The sequence below is a fragment of the Paenibacillus puldeungensis genome (genome assembly GCF_042678945.1).
Taxonomy (GTDB): domain Bacteria; phylum Bacillota; class Bacilli; order Paenibacillales; family Paenibacillaceae; genus Fontibacillus; species Fontibacillus puldeungensis.
Map to the genome: position 1 here is coordinate 17,694 of NZ_JBHTLM010000035.1, position 18,752 is coordinate 36,445.

The 18,752-nt window shown below is 49.9% G+C and carries 17 protein-coding genes; all 17 read left to right on the forward strand.

Features of this window, described 5'->3' with window-relative positions; all coding sequences use genetic code 11:
• Positions 1-62: 62 nt before the first annotated feature.
• Positions 63-1,199 carry a ubiquitin-like domain-containing protein gene (locus ACFQ3W_RS25315; RefSeq protein ID WP_379322021.1) on the forward strand — a complete coding sequence of 379 codons (1,137 nt, stop codon included), beginning with the start codon at positions 63-65 and terminating at the stop codon, positions 1,197-1,199.
• 111 nt (positions 1,200-1,310) lie between these two features.
• Entirely contained in the window at positions 1,311-1,859 is a 549-nt protein-coding gene (gene rnmV, locus ACFQ3W_RS25320) for a ribonuclease M5 (RefSeq protein ID WP_379322022.1), read from the forward strand.
• Positions 1,860-1,862: 3 nt separating this feature from the next.
• Positions 1,863-2,747 carry a 16S rRNA (adenine(1518)-N(6)/adenine(1519)-N(6))-dimethyltransferase RsmA gene (rsmA, locus tag ACFQ3W_RS25325; RefSeq protein ID WP_379322023.1) on the forward strand — a complete coding sequence of 295 codons (885 nt, stop codon included), beginning with the start codon at positions 1,863-1,865 and terminating at the stop codon, positions 2,745-2,747.
• A 56-nt stretch (positions 2,748-2,803) separates the two neighbouring features.
• Positions 2,804-3,700 (forward strand): sporulation peptidase YabG, encoded by an 897-nt coding sequence (yabG, locus tag ACFQ3W_RS25330; protein ID WP_379322024.1) that lies wholly within the window; start codon positions 2,804-2,806, stop codon positions 3,698-3,700.
• A 226-nt stretch (positions 3,701-3,926) separates the two neighbouring features.
• The gene (gene veg, locus ACFQ3W_RS25335) at positions 3,927-4,202 is read left to right on the forward strand and encodes a biofilm formation stimulator Veg (protein WP_379322025.1); all 276 of its coding nucleotides are present in this window, start codon (positions 3,927-3,929) and stop codon (positions 4,200-4,202) included.
• Positions 4,203-4,359: 157 nt separating this feature from the next.
• Positions 4,360-4,539, forward strand: a complete 180-nt coding sequence (locus ACFQ3W_RS25340) for a small, acid-soluble spore protein, alpha/beta type (RefSeq protein ID WP_379322026.1) — start codon at positions 4,360-4,362, stop codon at positions 4,537-4,539.
• A gap of 634 nt (positions 4,540-5,173) precedes the next feature.
• Positions 5,174-6,028 (forward strand): 4-(cytidine 5'-diphospho)-2-C-methyl-D-erythritol kinase, encoded by an 855-nt coding sequence (ispE, locus tag ACFQ3W_RS25345; protein WP_379322027.1) that lies wholly within the window; start codon positions 5,174-5,176, stop codon positions 6,026-6,028.
• A gap of 124 nt (positions 6,029-6,152) precedes the next feature.
• Positions 6,153-6,983 (forward strand): pur operon repressor, encoded by an 831-nt coding sequence (gene purR, locus ACFQ3W_RS25350; protein ID WP_379322028.1) that lies wholly within the window; start codon positions 6,153-6,155, stop codon positions 6,981-6,983.
• Positions 6,984-7,166: 183 nt separating this feature from the next.
• Entirely contained in the window at positions 7,167-7,451 is a 285-nt protein-coding gene (spoVG, locus tag ACFQ3W_RS25355) for a septation regulator SpoVG (protein ID WP_036618134.1), read from the forward strand.
• A gap of 130 nt (positions 7,452-7,581) precedes the next feature.
• Positions 7,582-8,982 (forward strand): bifunctional UDP-N-acetylglucosamine diphosphorylase/glucosamine-1-phosphate N-acetyltransferase GlmU, encoded by a 1,401-nt coding sequence (gene glmU, locus ACFQ3W_RS25360; protein ID WP_379322029.1) that lies wholly within the window; start codon positions 7,582-7,584, stop codon positions 8,980-8,982.
• 141 nt (positions 8,983-9,123) lie between these two features.
• On the forward strand, positions 9,124-10,077 hold the full coding sequence (locus tag ACFQ3W_RS25365; protein WP_036618130.1) for a ribose-phosphate diphosphokinase: 954 nt from the start codon (positions 9,124-9,126) through the stop codon (positions 10,075-10,077).
• Between the two features lie 111 nt (positions 10,078-10,188).
• On the forward strand, positions 10,189-10,749 hold the full coding sequence (gene pth, locus ACFQ3W_RS25370) for an aminoacyl-tRNA hydrolase (RefSeq protein WP_379322030.1): 561 nt from the start codon (positions 10,189-10,191) through the stop codon (positions 10,747-10,749).
• Positions 10,750-11,201: 452 nt separating this feature from the next.
• Positions 11,202-11,432 (forward strand): anti-sigma-F factor Fin, encoded by a 231-nt coding sequence (locus ACFQ3W_RS25375; RefSeq protein WP_379322031.1) that lies wholly within the window; start codon positions 11,202-11,204, stop codon positions 11,430-11,432.
• Between the two features lie 147 nt (positions 11,433-11,579).
• Positions 11,580-15,104 (forward strand): transcription-repair coupling factor, encoded by a 3,525-nt coding sequence (gene mfd, locus ACFQ3W_RS25380; RefSeq protein WP_379322032.1) that lies wholly within the window; start codon positions 11,580-11,582, stop codon positions 15,102-15,104.
• Positions 15,091-16,170, forward strand: a complete 1,080-nt coding sequence (locus ACFQ3W_RS25385) for a peptidylprolyl isomerase (protein WP_379322033.1) — start codon at positions 15,091-15,093, stop codon at positions 16,168-16,170. The genes mfd and ACFQ3W_RS25385 overlap by 14 nt, the downstream gene beginning before the upstream one ends.
• A gap of 366 nt (positions 16,171-16,536) precedes the next feature.
• Positions 16,537-17,079: a stage V sporulation protein T gene (gene spoVT / locus ACFQ3W_RS25390; RefSeq protein WP_379322034.1), complete on the forward strand. Its 543-nt coding sequence runs from the start codon at positions 16,537-16,539 to the stop codon at positions 17,077-17,079.
• Between the two features lie 208 nt (positions 17,080-17,287).
• The coding region (locus ACFQ3W_RS25395; RefSeq protein WP_379322035.1) for a putative polysaccharide biosynthesis protein at positions 17,288-18,752 on the forward strand (1,465 nt) is incomplete at its 3' end.

Here is an 18,752-nt window from a genome sequence, read left to right on the forward strand (position 1 = left end):
GTCACGTCAAACGTTATCATGCATCGACCTAGACGGCGGGACTATGAAGGAGGACGGAAGAAATGGGCATTTTCCACAAAGGGGAGACCCATGAATCACGCTCATCCAGCATGTCTTACGCAATGCGATGGAAGCATGAGAATTTACGCCAGATTACGCTCGTCGGCGTTCTGGCCATCGCGGTAATCTTCATCATCCTGATCTGGCTTTTCGGCCAAGATCATAAAAAAGTATCGCTGGTTGTTGACGGTAAAGCGCAAGCCGTTGAGACCAAGGAATCAAAGGTAGCAGAGGTGCTGAACGAACAATCCATTCAGCTCCATCCGAAAGATACCATTTCGCGGCCACTGAACAGCTCACTTGGTGACGGGGACCGTATCGTCATCGTACGCGCGGTGCCGGTTAAAGTGAGTTTGGATGGAACCACAAAGGTTCATTTCACAACAAAAGCCAAAGTTGAGGATGCCGTTTCTGAACTTGGTGTGAGGCTGCAGAAGGACGATAAGGTAACCCCTGCCTTGGACAGTGAGGTTTCGGCCAATCTAAATATCCAAATCGTTCGGGTCAACAAGCAAACCGTGCAGAAGAAAGAAGCTATACCCTTTAAGGTCGTAAAGAAGGAAGATGCTACTCTTCTAAAGGGCAAAACCAAGGTTGTCCAACAAGGCAGCCAAGGGTTGGTTATTCACAGCATAGAGAAAGTTTTTGAAGACGGAAAGTTTGTGGCGAAGCGTTGGGTAGGAAAAGCGGTATCCAAAAACGCCAAGCCAAAAATCGTTGCGGTCGGTACGAAGCAGCCGACAGCCGTTCTGTCTGCCAGCATTACGCGTAAAGCGGGGGCGGTAAGTATCGGCGGTTTGACGACCAAGGGCGGCGTCTCATTTAAATATAAAAAGGCACTGAAGAACGTCACTCTGACTGCCTATTCGGCTGAGGAGGACGGTATTGGCACCCGCACCGCTTCCGGCACTCGAGTAGCGGAAGGCAGAACGATAGCCGTCGATAAGGATGTCGTTCCACTCGGCTGGTGGGTATTCATAGAGGGCATCGGTTTCCGTAAAGCGGAAGATACCGGTGGGGCCATCAATGGCCACAAAATCGACGTGTATTATGACACGTTAAAAGCGGCAAATCATTTCGGCAAGAAGAAGGGGCGCACGGTATACGTAATCGGTCCGACGAAGCCGGAATTGAACTAACCTTGTTTTACTTTGCATGGGGAATGAGATACTATTAGGATGATGAATAAGACATTGGATTAGAAGAGGATTTATTCCTCTTCTTTTTGTTATTAGAAGGGAAGACGGATCATGATTAAAGAGGTCATCGTGGTAGAGGGCCGGGATGACACCGTTGCGGTAAAGCGAGCGGTTGAGGCGGATACGATTGAGACTGGGGGCTCGGCGATTAACGAGATGACGTTGAAGAAAATCGCCTTGGCCCAGGAGCGGCGCGGAGTGATCATTTTTACCGATCCCGATCATGCAGGGGAGCGAATCCGTAAAATTATCGCAAATCGGGTTCCTGGCTGCAAACATGCATTCCTGCGCGAGGCTGACGCGACCAAGCGGGGGGATATCGGCATCGAGAACGCCTCGCCGGAAGCGATCCGTGAAGCACTTTCCAAGGTGCGAAGTGAAGCTCCGGGAGTAGAAGGGCATATCGATTGGGAAGACTTGATGGAGGCGGGGCTGATCGTTCACCCGCATGCAGCCGCAAGACGCAAAGCACTCGGCGAGATGCTGGGGATCGGATACTGCAACGGTAAGCAGCTCCATAAGCGGTTGACGGTATTTAGAATTAGCCGTGATGAGTTTGCCGCTGCACTCTCAGAGCTTACGGACAAAGGGGTATTATAGGCCATGAGTACAAGGGAAGATATATCTACGCCGCGCCGAACGAAGGAAATTATACAGCGGCACGGGTTTGCATTTAAAAAAAGCTTGGGGCAAAACTTCTTGATCGACCAAAATATTTTGAACAAGATCGTTACTGCCGCCGGTTTGGATAAAACAAAAGGTGCACTCGAGATCGGACCCGGCATTGGGGCGCTTACCGAAAAGCTGGCCCAGGAGGCTGAAAAAGTGGTAGCCGTCGAGATCGACCAGCGTTTGCTGCCGATTTTGGAAGAGGTGCTTGCGCCGTATCCGCAAATTCATGTCGTCCATGGCGATGTGCTGAAGCTGGACCTTAAAGCGTTGTTTGCTGCCGAATTTGACAATGTAAGCGGGGTTAGCGTGGTGGCCAATCTGCCTTACTACGTAACGACGCCGATCCTGATGAAGCTGCTGGAGGAGAAACTGCCTTTGGAGCACATCGTCGTGATGATTCAAAAGGAAGTGGCTGAGCGGATGGCGGCCGCTCCAGGCGGGAAAGATTACGGGAGTCTGAGCATCGCCGTACAATATTACAGCGTTCCGGAGCTGATCTGCACCGTTCCGCACAGCGTCTTCATTCCTCAGCCGAACGTGGAGTCGGCGGTAATTCGGTTATCAGTTCGTAAAACGCCGCCAGTTACGGTAGAGGACGAGGCATTCTTTTTCCAAGTAGTACAAGCATCCTTCGCACAGCGGCGCAAAACGATCTCAAACAATCTGAAGAGCCGGTTCTTCCCAAGTGAAGGTCGTGAACGGCTGGAGCAGCTGCTCGAGGCCGCTGGCATTGCCCCATCGCGCCGGGCTGAAACGCTAAGTCTGGAGGAGTTTGCAACGCTTAGCAATACCTTGCTACAGGCAGGTCTGAAGTAGACTCGTTAGGAACCAATTCCTCTCTTCGCCCATACCATGGGATAGAGGTGATTGACTTGACGAATTTGGGAGACTTGGTCGTCCGTAAATCTTACGGAGGGGACGTCACGTTCCGGGTAGAGCGGATTGAGCGGAGCGAAGCTGTAATCAAGGGAACAGAATTTCGGCTGCTGGCAGATGCGCCTCTGACCGATTTGGTCAAGGTAGACCCGGCTTCCCTTGGGGAAAAAACGCAGCGAGCTCGCATCAAAGCAACAGCTTCGCTGCAGCGGTTGACTCAGGACCGGAAGGATATGGCGGAGCGTAACAAGCAATCGATCGCCAGGGAGTGGTTTCCACCGGGCGAACCGTCATATTTTGAGGTTCCCGGCAAGGTGCTGCATCTGGACGGGGACGAGAGATATTTGCAAAAAAGTTTGGATTTGTACGAAAAACTAAGGGTGCCAGCTCAGGGCTACTATGTTACGGAATCGCAGATGGCCGGGGCGCTATATCGGCTGCTGCCGGCCATTCAGCCGGATATCCTGGTTCTGACCGGCCATGACGGTGTACTTAAGCAACGCCCAACCGGGGACCTTTATAATTTAACCAGCTACAAAAATTCAAAACACTTCGTAGAGGCCATCCAAGCAGCAAGGCAATATGAACGAAACTTTGATTCGCTAACTATAGTAGCCGGGGCATGCCAATCACATTTCGAGGCGCTGCTGCAGGCCGGGGCCAATTTTGCCAGCTCGCCAGCTCGGGTGCTGATTCATGCGCTTGACCCGGTTTATATCGCTGCCAAAGCTTCGCTAACCTCTATACGGGATACGATCCATATTACGGACGTGCTGAATAACACGGTGAGCGGCGCACAGGGCGTAGGGGGCATCGAAACGCGTGGGAGCTACCGGATCGGACTGCCTAAACTGAAGGACTTGGCTACCCTTAAAGTCGTGCCCTCTATGTAGTTTGGGCCAATTACAAACGAATACTCTGCTTTTGTAGCCGGAAGGGCTTCAGTTAACTGCTGAAGTTGTTTCCGGTTCGTTTTTTTGGGCAAAATATAGGCTAGTACATAGCTCTGAAAAAAAACATTGACAACTGATTTTCCATACTGCTATAATTAATTATTTTGATTTGACATGTGACTGACTTTTCTGTATAATATATAAAGAAAGAAGGTGGTCACAGGTAATGGCTAAAAATGCGCTGTCGGAAATTAAGCATAGTCTCGACGCCCACGTTGGACAGAAGATCATGTTACGGGCAAACGGAGGTCGCAGAAAGACCGTCGAACGTACCGGGGTGCTGGAGGAAACCTATCCTTCGGTGTTCATCGTGAAGCTGGACCAGGAACAGGAAACCTTTAAGCGTGTGTCTTACAGTTATGCCGATATACTAACCGAATCCGTTGAGGTCATGATTTGCGACGACAATAATGAGATGAGGATTTCGTGTATTAAACCGTGAACATCATGACGAATCAGTAAACGGTCTTCGCATCCTGCGAAGCCGTTTTTTATTTTTTAGATAGCCCTAGGATGGTTAGGTTTTGCCACAGCATGAACGGAAGCGTCTTCGCGCATACTAACGCTGTTCCAATATCCAGGCCAAAGGAGGACTGACCATGTCACGCAGAAGAAGAAGCGTAATGTCGGAGGACCTGAAGGTCGAGCTCGCCAAGGATTTGGGATTTTATGATACTGTCCAGCAGGAAGGCTGGGGCGGTATCCGGGCAAAGGATGCCGGTAATATGGTCAAACGAGCAATTGAGCTCGCAGAACGGGCTGCGGCGAAACGTCCGTAGTAAACAAAGCGGGGCTTTCCCAGAGGTGGGGGGCTCCGCTTTTTTGACATATCAGAAAGTATAAAATTGTTGGGGAAAGAATCTTGTCAGCTATGTATGTGGGAAAAATATAAAGCTTATGCTCCAGCACGGAATGAAGATGAAGTGGGGGACATGCTCCGCGCTTTCAGACCTTGCAGACGATCAGCATAAGAGTAATATGGCAGAACCTACTTTTACCAATAGGGCTTACACTCTTACCATAAAACTTACCGTTACCGTTGGGACTTACTAATTAAATGTATTTTCTACAGTTAAATCCCGCCTATTTAGAACCTTTGAGCATTTAAATGCAAAAAGTGCAGCTAAAATCAGCAAAACGAACCTGCCAAGGTTAATTGCATCATTTTAGATGTACGAAATGCAACTAAAACTCCAAAAACTTCAAATTTTGCAGAAATAGATGTACAAAATACATCTACAGTTACTCCTGGTGGGAAACTTGTTTTTACCTCAGGATGAAGTAAGATAGAGTAAGATAAATTTGTATTTCCTGCATAGACGTGGGACGAACTATTTTTTAAAATAAAGAAACTGACCAAGAAGGGTCTAAATAAGATTCTATGGATGAAATGGCTGAGGGTGGGTGAACGTCTTGAAAATTTACGAAAAAGCACCAGCGAAAATTAACTTGATGCTGGACGTTCTACATAAACGACCAGACGGATATCATGAAGTCGAAATGATTATGACGATGGTTGATTTAGCCGATCGACTCGAATTAAATGCCCTCCCGCGGGATACGATTATTATTTCTAGTCAGGCCGGATATATTCCACTTGATGAGAAGAATCTGGCGTTTCAAGCGGCGAAGCTCATTAAAGAGCGCTATAACGTAAAAAGCGGGGTGTATATACATCTCGATAAGAAAATACCGGTTGCGGCTGGCCTGGCTGGTGGCAGCAGCGATGCGGCGGCTACGCTCAGAGGACTGAACCGTCTGTGGCAGCTCGACATTCCGGAAGAAGAGCTCATGGATCTCGGAGCTGAGTTAGGGTCGGACGTTCCTTTCTGTGTAACTGGTGGAACAGCATTGGCTAGGGGGCGGGGTGAGAAGCTCACTCGACTGCCGAATCCGCCGCAATGCTGGGTTGTTCTTGCCAAGCTACCGATTAATGTATCGACGGCGGAGGTCTACGGACGGCTTCGCGCCAATCAGTTGACGGAGCATCCTTCAGCCAAACGAATGAGTAAGGCACTGGAAAATCGTTCCTTCCAGGACGTTTGCGGAGAGCTTGGAAATGTACTGGAAGGGGTTACCCTGCAGATGCATCCAGAGGTTGCTCATTTGAAGGACACGATGCTCCGCCTTGGCGCAGATGGGGTGCTCATGTCGGGGAGCGGGCCAACTGTATTCGGGCTCGTTTCAAAGGAGTCAAAAATCCCCCGAATTTACAATGGCCTAAGGGGCTTTTGCAAAGAGGTGTATGCGGTACGACTGTTAACCTAATAAAATCCCCTAATTTTGGCGAGTATTTTGCAAGTAAGCGTTCTTTTTAATTCAAGGCTTGGACAAATCCGTACAAAAATGTTATAGTTTCTTTAAAATATTCGGATTTAGCGAGGGGTACTTCGTGAAAAAATTAAAAAGAAGCGCTCGTTTAGTAGAAATGACTCACTACTTATTGTCTCGGCCGCATCATCTGATCCCATTAACCACCTTTGCTCAGCGGTACGGAGCGGCAAAGTCGTCGATCAGTGAGGATTTGGCGATCATCAAAGAAGTGTTCGAAGAAGAAGGCATGGGTGAACTGCTGACGTTAGCAGGTGCAGCCGGCGGAGTTAAATACATTCCAAAGGTTGGCCGCGAGCAGGCGCTGGAGTTCATTCATCGACTTTGCGAGAAGCTGGCTGAGCCGGATCGGATTTTGCCGGGCGGATACTTGTATATGTCGGACCTGCTTGGGCAGCCCGGGTTGATGAACGAGGCTGGGAAGCTATTTGCTACCGCGTTCGGAGACTTGGAGATCGATTGCATCATGACGGTGGAGACGAAAGGGATTCCGCTTGCTTATGCAACGGGGGCAGAGCTTAACTTGCCGGTGGTTCTGGTCAGAAGAGACCACCAGGTCACAGAAGGCTCCGCTGTAAGTATAAATTATGTTTCCGGTTCGCACAAAAGCTTGCATACGATGACTTTATCCCGGCGGGCGCTTAAAGAGGGCTCTCGTGTACTAATCGTCGACGATTTCATGAAAGCGGGCGGTACGATTCAGGGAATGGTCGATCTCTTAACCGAGTTCAACGCGAAGGTAGCTGGGGTAGGTGTGCTGGTAGAGTCGGGGGAAATAGCCTCCGAGCAACGGCTCCTGCATGACTACGTTTCGCTGGCAACGCTTCGAGCTGTAGATGCGAAGGGTAAAGAAATTTCAGTAGGACCTGGAAATTATTTTTCAAGATTTTGACAACGAAGAACTTTGTCGACTTTTTTACAAAAAGAATAAGATTTCGGCGAAACGTGTCGAAAACGCCGAAATATCAAAAAAAATCATAAAAATGGCCCATTTTGTTCACTAAAAAAAAAGGATTTCCGATTGCTATGTGGAATATTACACCAAGTCTCGAATGGAAAAAGGTGGTGAACACATATGCAAATTACGGATGTAAGACTCCGCCGTGTCAGCTCTGAAGGCAGAATGAAGGCGATCGCATCCATTACCATCGATAACGAATTTGTTGTTCATGACATTCGCGTAATCGACGGCAACAATGGAATGTTTGTAGCTATGCCAAGCAAGCGCACACCGGACGGGGAGTTCCGGGACATCGCGCATCCAATTTCCTCCGGTACACGCGAGAAAATTCAAGCTGCTGTATTGGCTGAATACGAACGTGCCGCCGATCAAGAGGAAGCTATTGAAGAAGGGGCGTAAGTCGCAATTTTTTTAATCTTGACCAAATTGGGGTTTAAGGAAAAGGGAGCCATGTGTGCATGGCTCCCTTTTCTTTTTGCCTTAAATGAGATATATTCAGTAATGAGTTCAAGAGAAGGAGGCCGGGGCCTTGAAAAGATTAGCGATTGTTCTTGCTGCAGGGCAGGGGAAGCGCATGAAGTCCAAACTTTATAAAGTGCTCCATCCTGTGTGCGGCAAACCGATGGTCGGGCATGTCTTGAGCGCGGTAGAAAAAGCAGGCTGTGAACGCAGTATCGTGGTCGTTGGCCACGGCGCCGAAGCGGTGAAGGAGTATCTTGGAGCATCGGCGGAATATGTACTGCAGGAGCAGCAGCTTGGAACCGGTCATGCGGTTAAGCAAGCCGAGCAGCTGCTGGGCGGGGAGAAAGGAACGACTGTCGTCATTTGCGGCGATACCCCTCTGGTGACTGCAGAGACGATCGAAGCGCTGATTGATCTTCATACCCGTAAGGGAGCAGCGGCTACCGTACTCACTGCCAAGCTGGACAATCCTCAAGGATATGGTCGAATTATCCGGGGAGAAAGCGGCTTCGTCGAGCGCATTGTGGAACAAAAAGACTGCTCGCCGGAAGAAGACGCGGTTCAGGAAATCAACACAGGCACGTATTGTTTCGATAATGCGAAGTTATTTGCCGCGCTGGAGAAGGTAACCAACAACAATGCTCAAGGAGAGTACTATTTGACCGATTGCATCGGGATCTTAGTAAGCGAAAATGAATTGGTTGAGGGTTACGCAGTACAGGATTATAGGGAATCGATCGGCGTCAACGACCGTATAGCGCTATCTCAGGCAGAGGCGGTCATGCGGGAGCGAATCGCCCGGGAGCATATGCTCGGCGGCGTTACTGTGATTGACCCGAGCGCAACATACATCGGGGCCGACGTTACAATTGGTGCCGATACGGTCATTTATCCGGGAACGGTGCTTTCCGGAAAGACGGTGATTGGTGAAGATTGTGTAATCGGACCGTCGTCACAAATTGAAGACAGTGAGATCCATGATGGCGCGAAGGTAAAACATTCGGTGCTGAACCAGGCAGAAGTTGGCAGGGGGGCAACCGTTGGACCTTTCGCTTATTTGCGTCCGGGGGCAAAATTAGGTGCAGGCGTCAAGGTGGGCGATTTTGTGGAAATCAAAAACGCTACGCTTGGCGAGGGCTCCAAAGTTTCGCACCTTAGCTATGTCGGTGATGCTCACGTCGGCAAGAACGTAAATATCGGCTGCGGGGCGATTACGGTTAACTACGATGGATATAATAAATCTATAACGGAAATCGGGGATGACGCATTTATCGGCAGCAATGTGAATTTGATTGCACCGGTTAAGGTGGGCAAAGGGGCTTATGTCGTTGCCGGCTCCACGATTACGCACACCGTGCCTGAAAACGATTTGGCAATCGCCAGAAACCGTCAGGAGAACAAACCGGGATATGCCGAAAAAATTCGCGCCCGTGCGAAAGCCAAGAAACAAAGAGAGCAGCAATCGTAACACTATTCAATCTTATGTAAAGTAATGACACTTGTAGCGGAGTCAGGATGCAGTGACCATTTCAATGACGGGATAGCATGAAGACGGGGTCAAACGTTTGCTCCCCTTAGCTATCTACACAGCACGGAGGGTTTTAATTTTATGACTTATTGTGATTCTAAATTGAAGATATTCACCTGTAATTCCAACCCCAAACTGGCTCATCAGATCGCCGATTATATCGGAATTCCGATGGGAGATTCGGAGACGACCAGCTTTAGTGATGGCGAAATTCAGGTCAAGCTGTCCGAGAGCGTACGCGGCTGCCACGTATATGTTGTGCAATCGACCTGCGCTCCCGTCAACGATAATCTGATGGAGCTTCTCGTTATGGTGGATGCTTTGAAAAGAGCCTCGGCGAAAAGTATCAACGTGGTTATCCCGTATTACGGCTATGCCCGTCAAGACCGGAAGGCACGTTCGCGTGACCCGATCACGGCTAAGCTTGTTGCCAATCTTATTGAGAAGGCCGGCGCTCATCGCGTAATTACGATGGATTTACATGCGATGCAGATTCAAGGCTTCTTCGATATTCCGGTGGATCATATGCTTGGCGTGCCTATTTTGGCTCAGTATTTCCGTTCGAAGCATATTCCGAATCCGGTTGTTGTATCGCCTGACCATGGCGGGGTAGTACGCGCCCGTAAGCTGGCGGACTTCTTGAATGCACCGCTGGCGATTATCGACAAACGCCGTCCTGAGCCGAATGTCAGCGAAGTGATGAACATCATCGGGAATATTGAAGGCAAAACGGCGATTCTAGTGGACGACATTATCGATACCGCCGGTACAATCGTGCTTGGGGCCAATGCGCTGAAAGAGGGCGGCGTTGAAGAAGTTTACGCCTGCTGTACGCACCCGGTGTTGTCCGGCCCGGCGATGGAACGCCTCGAAAACTCTCCGCTTAAGGAAGTTATTGTTACGGATACGATTCCGATTACGCATCCCAATCCGACGAGCAAGCTGAAAGTGCTGTCCGTCGCTCCGCTGATGGGCGAAGCGATTATCCGCGTGCACGAGGAACTGTCGATCAGCAAGCTGTTTGAGATTGAATAGATAAAGGCTACTGCTACAGGGGTTGCATCCTCCCAGACGGGACATGCAACCCCTATCGGTATATAGCCGGCAAAATGCGTAGCAAAGTGATTGCAGGAGGTATATTGCACAATGAAATGGATTGTAGGCCTTGGGAATCCGGGGGCTCAGTATGAAAAAACTAGGCATAATATCGGTTTTATGGCCGTCGATGAGTTGGCTCGCAGGCACGGCATCGAGATCAAACAGAGCAAATGCAAGGCACTGATCGGCGAAGGCATGCTGCCAGGCGGTAAGGTCGTATTGATTAAGCCGATGACCTATATGAACTTATCCGGTGAGGCGGTCCGCGCTTACATGGATTATTACAAAGCTTCGTTGGAGGACCTGATTGTCGTTTATGACGATCTGGATACAGAGATTGGTCGTAATCGGCTGCGCTACCAAGGCAGCGCTGGCGGGCATAACGGGATTAAGTCGATCATCCAGCATACGGGGACGCAAACGTTCAACCGGATTCGGATGGGCATTTCGCGTCCGGAGCCGGGGTTTGCCGTCGTCGACTACGTGCTGTCGGGCTTTGCCAAAAAGGACAAGCCGTTGTTAGAGCAGTCGATTCAAGCGGCTTGTGACGCGCTGGAGTACAGCCTCGACCACACATTTGAACAAACGATGGCCAAGTTTAACGGGTAAACGTGGTTGAGCGGGATTTTGGCTGGGGGCGTGGTTGTCTGTTTGCTGAGGCCAGTATGTGTGTCGGATTTGGGTAATCCGGCTGCCTTACTCCCGAGACAAGTATACGCCGCTCTTGAGTCACGGACCTAACGAACTGGATAAGCGTTATTCCTGGGAAAAACGCAATTATGAAAATCTAACGAATCCAATAAGCGCTATTTTGGTCAACACGGCTCAAAAGTACCTCTTTGGAGCAAAATAGGGTGTCCTGAGTTCGTTAGTTGGCCAAAACGGCGGAAAATGTAAAAATAGCGTCTATTGAGTTCTTTACGTGTCATGCAGCAGATTTGGTAATAGCCGCAGGTGCTAAAAGTGTAGTAAGAGAAATAAGTACAGCAACAATTACAGGGGCTAAAACCTAGCTGCTCGGGACATACTGGAGACATAATGAATCTCCAGGAGGCATATAGATGGCTATAAATTACGTGTGTCGGCATTGCCGAACGATGATTGGGAGAATAGAGGCTTCCCAAGTTTCCGAGTCTCAGCTAGGCTTTCATTCCTTGACCCCCGAGGAACGGAGAGATATAATAGCGTATGATTCAGATGGCGATATGACGGTCCGGGTAACATGTGATTATTGCAGAGAGGCGCTTGATCATAACCCGGAACTGCTGCTTTTAGCTAATCCGTTACAATGAGACTTGACAGAAGACGCGCACAATTCACCAAATTTAGCGGTAAATAGAGCCTTGGCACGATTGCTGAGGCTCCTTTTTGGTTCGGGTAGGTGACGCTACCAACTCGAAATAATATAGATTCAATAAGCAGTAAGAGAGGTGCCCCACTTGTTACAAGCACTTATTCAAGCTTTTTCCCGGGACTCTGACTTTGCTTCGATGGTCGCGGGCGTAAACTCCGGTATGAAGGAGCAATTAATCTCTGGATTATCCGGGTCGTCTAGACAGGTTATGCTGGCAGCGCTGCAGCAGGAAACGGATCGTCCGTTGCTGATCGTGACCCATAATATGTTTTCGGCTCAAAAAATTTATGAAGACTTACAGGAAGCGCTGTCACCGGACCAGGTGCTGCTGTATCCGGCCAATGAGCTGGTTGCCGCAGAATCTGCCGTATCGAGTCCGGAAACGCTCGCTCAGCGTATCGAGGTATTGCTGCAATGTTCCCGTGATTTCCGGGGCATCGTGGTGGTGCCTTATTCCGGTATTCGCAGGTTTATCCCAACGCCGGAAACTATGGCAAATGCCGGATTAACGATTCAACTTGGCGGTACCATTCAGTTGGACGATTTTTTGAAAACCATGATCGAACTTGGCTACGAGCGCGTTGAGCGTGTAGAATCCCGTGGAGAAATGAGCCTGCGCGGTGGAATTATCGACTTCTATCCACTGACATCGAGCCTTGCTTACCGGGTTGAACTGTTCGATGATGAGATCGACTCTATTCGCACCTTTGATCCGTCCGATCAACGTTCGGTAGACCAGATTAAGGAAGTATACATTCCGCCTTGCAAAGAGCTGATCGCGTCAGTAGATCGGTTGGAGAAGGCAGCGCAAGCGGCGGCGGAACGCCTGGAGCATCAAATTGAGAAAATGGCCGACCGCCAGGCAAAAATCAAGCTGCAAGAAGAGATTTCTAAAGAAATCGAGCTTATGCGCGAGCATGTCTATTTTCCGGAAATCTATAAATATATCTCTTTGGTTTACCCTGAGAGAAAAACGTTGTATAACTACATGCCGAAAGACACGCTGCTTATCCTCGAGGACCCTGCACGTCTCTTGGAAACGGCCAAGCAGCTCGAACGCGATGAAGCGGAATGGAATCTCCATTTGTTCCAAAACGGCAAAAGCTTGCCGGAGCTTCCTCTTGCTGTCGAGTCCGACCATGTATTGTATCATCGTCCGTTTCAAACGCTGTTTCTATCGCTGTTCCTTCGTCAAGTTCCACACACCCAGCCGCAGAACATTCTCAATTTTGTCAGCCGGGGCATGCAGGATTTCCATGGACAGATGAACGTTCTGAAGTCGGAAATGGAAAGATGGAAGAAGAGCGGAGCCCAGGTCATGATGCTGGCTAGCGGCGAAGAACGGATGGACCGCATGCGTCGAGTGCTTCAGGATTATGGCATTGACGAGCCGATGCTGCTGCAGGGCAACCTGCAATCCGGCTTTGAACTTCCGTCCGTGCATCTAGTTGTCATTACCGAGGGCGAGATGTTCTCCCAGAAGCAGCGCAAAGCACGCAGAGTCGGTAAAAGCATGGACAATGCCGAGCGGATCAAGAGTTATACCGAGCTGAAGGTGGGCGATTACGTCGTTCACCAAAACCATGGTATTGGGAAGTACATGGGGATCGGAACGCTGGAGGTTGGCGGAATCCACAAAGACTACATGCACATCATGTATGCCGGTGGCGACAAGTTATCCGTGCCGATCGAACAGATCGACATGATTCAGAAATATGTCGGTTCCGAGGACAAGGAGCCGAAGGTTTATAAGCTTGGCGGGAATGAATGGACCCGGGTGAAAAATAAAGTCCGCTCCTCTGTGCAGGATATAGCGGACGATTTGATCAAGCTGTATGCCGAGCGGCAGGCCGCCCCGGGATATGCTTTTGACAAAGATTCCCCGGAGCAGCAGGAATTTGAGGACCTGTTCCCTTACGAGGAAACACCGGACCAATTTCGGGCGATTGAGGAAATCAAGAAGGATATGGAGAAAAGTCGTCCGATGGACCGACTCCTGTGCGGTGATGTTGGATATGGGAAGACCGAGGTGGCGATTCGAGCCGCTTTCAAGTCGGCGATCGAAGGCAAGCAGGTAGCCGTGCTCGTACCGACGACCATTTTGGCACAGCAGCACTATGAGACGTTCCGGGAGCGGTTTTCAGGTTATCCGATCAACATTCAATCGTTAAGCCGGTTCCGCAGCCGCAAGGAGCAGAACGAGACAATCAAAGGCTTACGCCAGGGTACGGTCGACATCGTTATCGGAACCCATCGGATTTTGTCTCAGGACCTTGTTTTTAAAGACCTGGGTCTTCTGATCGTCGATGAGGAACAGCGTTTTGGCGTGACGCATAAGGAGAAGCTGAAAAAGCTGAAGACGAATGTCGACGTTCTCACCTTAACAGCAACACCGATTCCTAGAACACTCCACATGTCGATGCTCGGGGTTCGGGATTTGTCGGTTATTGAGACGCCGCCGGAAAACCGTTTCCCGGTGCAAACCTATGTCGTTGAGCACAGCCAAGCCTTGGTGCGCGAATCCATCGAGCGTGAAATGGCACGGGGTGGACAGATTTATTACTTGTACAACCGCGTACAGGGAATTCAGGAGATGGCTTCGCAAATCTCCATGCTTGTGCCGGAGGCGCGCGTAGGGATTGGTCATGGTCAAATGTCTGAGCAGGAGCTGGAGAAGACAATACTCGATTTTCTGGACGGGGAGTATGACGTGCTTGTAAGCACAAGTATTATTGAAACCGGCGTAGATATTCCGAACGTAAACACCCTAATCGTTCATGATGCCGATAAAATGGGCCTGTCTCAGCTGTACCAGCTACGCGGACGGGTGGGGCGTTCCAACCGGATTGCCTATGCTTACTTCACCTACCAGCGTGACAAATCACTGACGGAGGTTGCGGAGAAAAGACTGCAATCGATCAAGGAATTCACCGAGCTTGGCTCAGGCTTTAAAATAGCGATGCGGGATTTGGCTATCCGCGGGGCCGGAAACCTGCTTGGAGCGGAACAGCACGGGTTCATTGCTTCCGTTGGTTTTGACCTGTATTCACAGATGCTGGCTGAGGAAATCCAGAAACGTAAGGTTTCTATGCTGGGCGAGACTGTTCCGGAAGAGACAACGTGGAATACAACGATCGATCTCGGTATAGATGCGTATTTACCGTCGGATTATATTTATGATAGCATTCAGAAGATTGAAATTTATAAGAAGACGGCTTCAGCCGCAACCTTTGAGGATGTAGCCGAGCTTGAAGACGAGCTGCTGGATCGCTTTGGCGATTTGCCGGAGGCTGTGCAAAATTTACTTTCCGTGGCACGGGTGAAGCTGTATGGTAAAAAGTACGGCATCGAGTCCATTGTACTCCGCGGGGATGAGGTAACCATCAAGTTCTATGAGGGTAGGGAAAAAGTGGTAGTGCCGTCCAAGCTCGCTGAGGTTGGAAATCTGTTCGGAAGACGTGTACAATTTAATCAAGGGTCCGGTATGCTCATCCGGATGAAAACCAAAGGAATGGACGACAAAGAGTTGATGGGCTTGTTGGAGCAATTTCTGGATGCCCTAAAGGATGCGTTCAAAGCGAAAGGGGAACTACAAAATGTTTCAAAGTAAAGGACGTTCTTGGAAAACGCTGTTAATTGCCCTCGTGGCAGTGCTGGCATTCTCCGTGATGACGGGATGCGGGAAAAAGGATGATGGCAAGGCTGCAGCAGGAGGCGATACTAGTAAAGTTATCGCTACTTATGAAGGCGGCGAAATTACCGAGAACGAGTTCGACCGCGAGCAACGCATCGTACTCGCCTTGCAGCCGCAAATGGAGCAGTTTATGCAAATGGACGATTTCCGCAACTATTTGATCAAGCAGGAAATCACCTATGAGTATTTTGACGCCAAAGCGGATGACAAAACGAGAGAAGCAGGCAAGAAAAAGGCTGACAAGCAATTTGAAGCCATGAAAAGCTCCATGGGAGCAGATGCTTTCAAGAAAATGCTCGATGCTCGAAAGATTACCGAAGAGGACTTCAAAAATTATATGGTGCGCATTTACACCGTGATGGAAGGCCAACTGAGCACCATTAACGAAGACGAAGTCAAAAAGGAATTTGAAGCGACGAAAGACAATTACACTACGGCTTCGGTACGCCATATTTTGATCGGACTGAAGGATTCGGCAGGGAAAACCCGTACGCCGGAGGCTGCTTTGAAATTAGCCAAAGAGGTCAAAGCTAAATTGGACAAGGGCGAGGATTTTGCAACGCTCGCTAAGAAATATACGGATGATACAGGCTCCAAGGAAAATGGCGGCTTGTATGAAAATGCGGATGTCAGCCAATGGGTAGAGGGATTTAAGAAAGCGGCGCTGACCCAACCTCTGAACAAGATTGGTGATCCTGTGGAGACAGAATACGGGTACCACATCATTCGCGTGGAGGCTCGGACTGAGAAGAAATACGAAGACCTTACTCAGGAACAAAAGGACCTGATCAAAACTTCCCTGAGCGCTCGCAAATTGGACGAGTTCATGGCTGGCGATTTGGAGAAGAAGGTCATCAAGAAGATCGAATTGCCGAAGGTTGAGAAGAAGACAGAAGATAAAAATGCAACAACGACTCCGCAAAACGGTAGCACAGGTACCAATGCCAACAAAGGAACCGGTAATGCAGGTACTGGGAAATAAGTGTTTTCACACGAAGTCCTATCAGGCAAGCAGCGCGAATGTTCGCGCTGCTTTTTTGCGGCTCTATGCATTAAACCTTGCGCAAAAATGATGGTTCATTATGATGAATAAGGTGTTCATTTGAGATGAATACTATGGTCAGAATCACAGGAACCACAAGTCCATATCCCTTGAAGCCTTAGGTCTGACTGATTCGGCGAAGCTTGAGACGTTTTCGTCTGTGTACGGCAGATTTTGTATACGTAATCGTTCTAAAGCCGTCTTTTGTTCATGAAGCATTATTTGTTTTAGCTGCATCCTGTGAACCCTGTTTTTGGGGAAATTACAGTAGTTCAAAACTTCTAAGAAAGTGGGGCAACAAGTGAAATGAAAGCTACTGGTATTGTACGCCGTATCGATGATCTGGGCCGTGTAGTAATCCCTAAAGAGATCCGCCGCACCTTGCGGATTCGTGAGGGAGATCCACTAGAAATTTTTGTGGACCGCGATGGAGAGGTCATTTTGAAGAAATATTCGCCAATCGGCGAATTGGGGGATTTTGCTAAAGAATATGCAGAATCCTTGTATGAGAGCACGGGCCATATTACGCTGATCTCCGACCGAGACACTTTGATCGCAGTAGCAGGGGCTTCCAAGAAGGAGTACCTGGACAAGCAGATCAGCTTGCTTCTGGAAAGCAGTATGGAATCACGCAAAATCATCGTTGAAGTGGAAACGGGATCTTACGAAATTACGAAGGATAATCAGGAGAAAATTTCCTCTTATGTTATCGCTCCGATTATTGCAGGCGGGGACCCGATCGGTACCGTTGTTTTGGTAAACAAGGACGAATCTGTGAAAATGTCCGAGTTGGAATCCAAAATGGCGGAGACGGCGGCCGGGTTTCTTGCGAAGCAAATGGAGCAATAGGGTTGCTGGTTTATTAACCCACAAATTGACAAACTTACACACACCCGCTGCTGCGGTCGGCCGATCCGTCCAAAGCTTCAGCAGGGATGTGTAAGTTTTTTGTGTTGAGTGCATATGAAAAACGTTGTCATGCCGGCTCAAATTGTAGTGTTAGATGGCTCTTCCCCTCGTTTCATCATATAATGGAGGCTGCAAGCCGATTTTGATCATGGATGAAATGAAAAGTAGGGGAACTATGAAGGAAACGAATGAGAAGCTTCCTTCCAAGCTGCTAAAGGGTGCTGCGCTGCTTAGCCTGGCGGCCATCATCACCAAGCTGCTTGGGATGCTGCAGAAAATACCGCTGCAAAATATCGGTGGAGATAGCGTCTTTGGAATTTATAACACCGTCTATCCTTTTTATACGCTGTTTATTACACTAACAACCTCTGGCTTTCAGGCGGCTATTGCCAAATTTGTTGCCGAGCGACACGCGGAAGGGCGATTTTTAAAGCAGAGGGAAGTGCTGCAGACAGGAATCCTCGTCATGAGCACGCTGGGAGTGGCTGGCTGCCTAATTCTGTACTTCGGAGCTCCGCTTCTGGCAGGATTCATCGGCAGCAGTCAGTTGATCCCGGCGCTGCGCTCTGCAGCCCCAGCTCTGCTGTTCTTTCCGATAAGCGCTGCGCTGCGGGGTTATTTTCAGGGACTGCAGGACATGGCCTCAACAGCCGTCTCCCAAGTGCTGGAGCAAACAGTACGGGTCACAGTGATGGTCGTGCTGCTTCTTTATTTCAGCCGAATCCAGTCTCCCGATCGGGTAATCGCCGGAGGAGCTCTGGCGGGTTCGTCGGTAGGAGCGGCCGGAGGGCTGATCGTCATGCTGCTATACTGGCGGATATATCTTAGCCGTGAAAAGCGGAAAGGCTCGGGGTCTGAAAGAGGTGCTTTGAGTACGCGAGATGAGGGCTTTTCTCTACAGCGCGAAGGGCATGTCGGTGCTGGTGCTGACATGCGAAAGCCTCGTACGGAGCTGCTCGGCGCAATGCTCAAGTATGCCATACCGATTTGCGTGGCCTCCTTGGCGGTACCGCTGATCAGCCTGGTGGATACATTTACGCTGCCAAGGCTGCTGTCCGGGCACGGAGAAGAGCTAAGGATTATGGAGCAGGTGGGGGTATACAACCGGGGAATTCCACTGGTCCAGTTGGTCACCGCCATCGCCTCCTCCTTGTCTCTGTTGTTTATACCGTCAATGGCCGAACTGAACATTCAGGGAGATACTAGGGCAATTCGCAAGCAGTCGCTTGTAGCGCTGCGTTGGTTTTGGCTGATCGGCTTGGCCTCTTCGCTCGGACTGGCTTTGCTCGCCGAGCCGATCAATATCATGCTCTATCAGGATGCTGAAGGCACTGCCACCATGGCATGGATTGCCTGGACGGCGGCCCCGACAGCGCTCATCGCCGTAACGAGCGCCCTGCTGCAGGGCCTCGGCTCTGTGCGCGCCCCGGCGGTGCACCTGCTCGCCGCGGCGCTGCTCAAAACAGCGCTGAACGCTGCGCTCGTTCCGCAGCTCGGCATCACCGGCGCGGCCATCGCCGGCGTTGCCGCCTACACCGCAGCAGCTGCGCTGAACCTCGCGCTGCTGCTGCGCCGGGTGGGCTCGCGCCCGCGCCTGCGGGACGCGCTGCTGC

Coding starts and splice junctions, on each gene's coding strand:
- ACFQ3W_RS25385 (WP_379322033.1), top strand. CDS start 15,091: ATGTTTCAAAGTAAAGGACGTTCTTGGAAAACGCTGTTAATTGCCCTC.
- ACFQ3W_RS25365 (WP_036618130.1), top strand. CDS start 9,124: ATGACTTATTGTGATTCTAAATTGAAGATATTCACCTGTAATTCCAAC.
- rnmV (WP_379322022.1), top strand. CDS start 1,311: ATGATTAAAGAGGTCATCGTGGTAGAGGGCCGGGATGACACCGTTGCG.
- spoVG (WP_036618134.1), top strand. CDS start 7,167: ATGCAAATTACGGATGTAAGACTCCGCCGTGTCAGCTCTGAAGGCAGA.
- veg (WP_379322025.1), top strand. CDS start 3,927: ATGGCTAAAAATGCGCTGTCGGAAATTAAGCATAGTCTCGACGCCCAC.
- spoVT (WP_379322034.1), top strand. CDS start 16,537: ATGAAAGCTACTGGTATTGTACGCCGTATCGATGATCTGGGCCGTGTA.
- ACFQ3W_RS25315 (WP_379322021.1), top strand. CDS start 63: ATGGGCATTTTCCACAAAGGGGAGACCCATGAATCACGCTCATCCAGC.
- ACFQ3W_RS25375 (WP_379322031.1), top strand. CDS start 11,202: ATGGCTATAAATTACGTGTGTCGGCATTGCCGAACGATGATTGGGAGA.
- pth (WP_379322030.1), top strand. CDS start 10,189: ATGAAATGGATTGTAGGCCTTGGGAATCCGGGGGCTCAGTATGAAAAA.
- ACFQ3W_RS25340 (WP_379322026.1), top strand. CDS start 4,360: ATGTCACGCAGAAGAAGAAGCGTAATGTCGGAGGACCTGAAGGTCGAG.
- rsmA (WP_379322023.1), top strand. CDS start 1,863: ATGAGTACAAGGGAAGATATATCTACGCCGCGCCGAACGAAGGAAATT.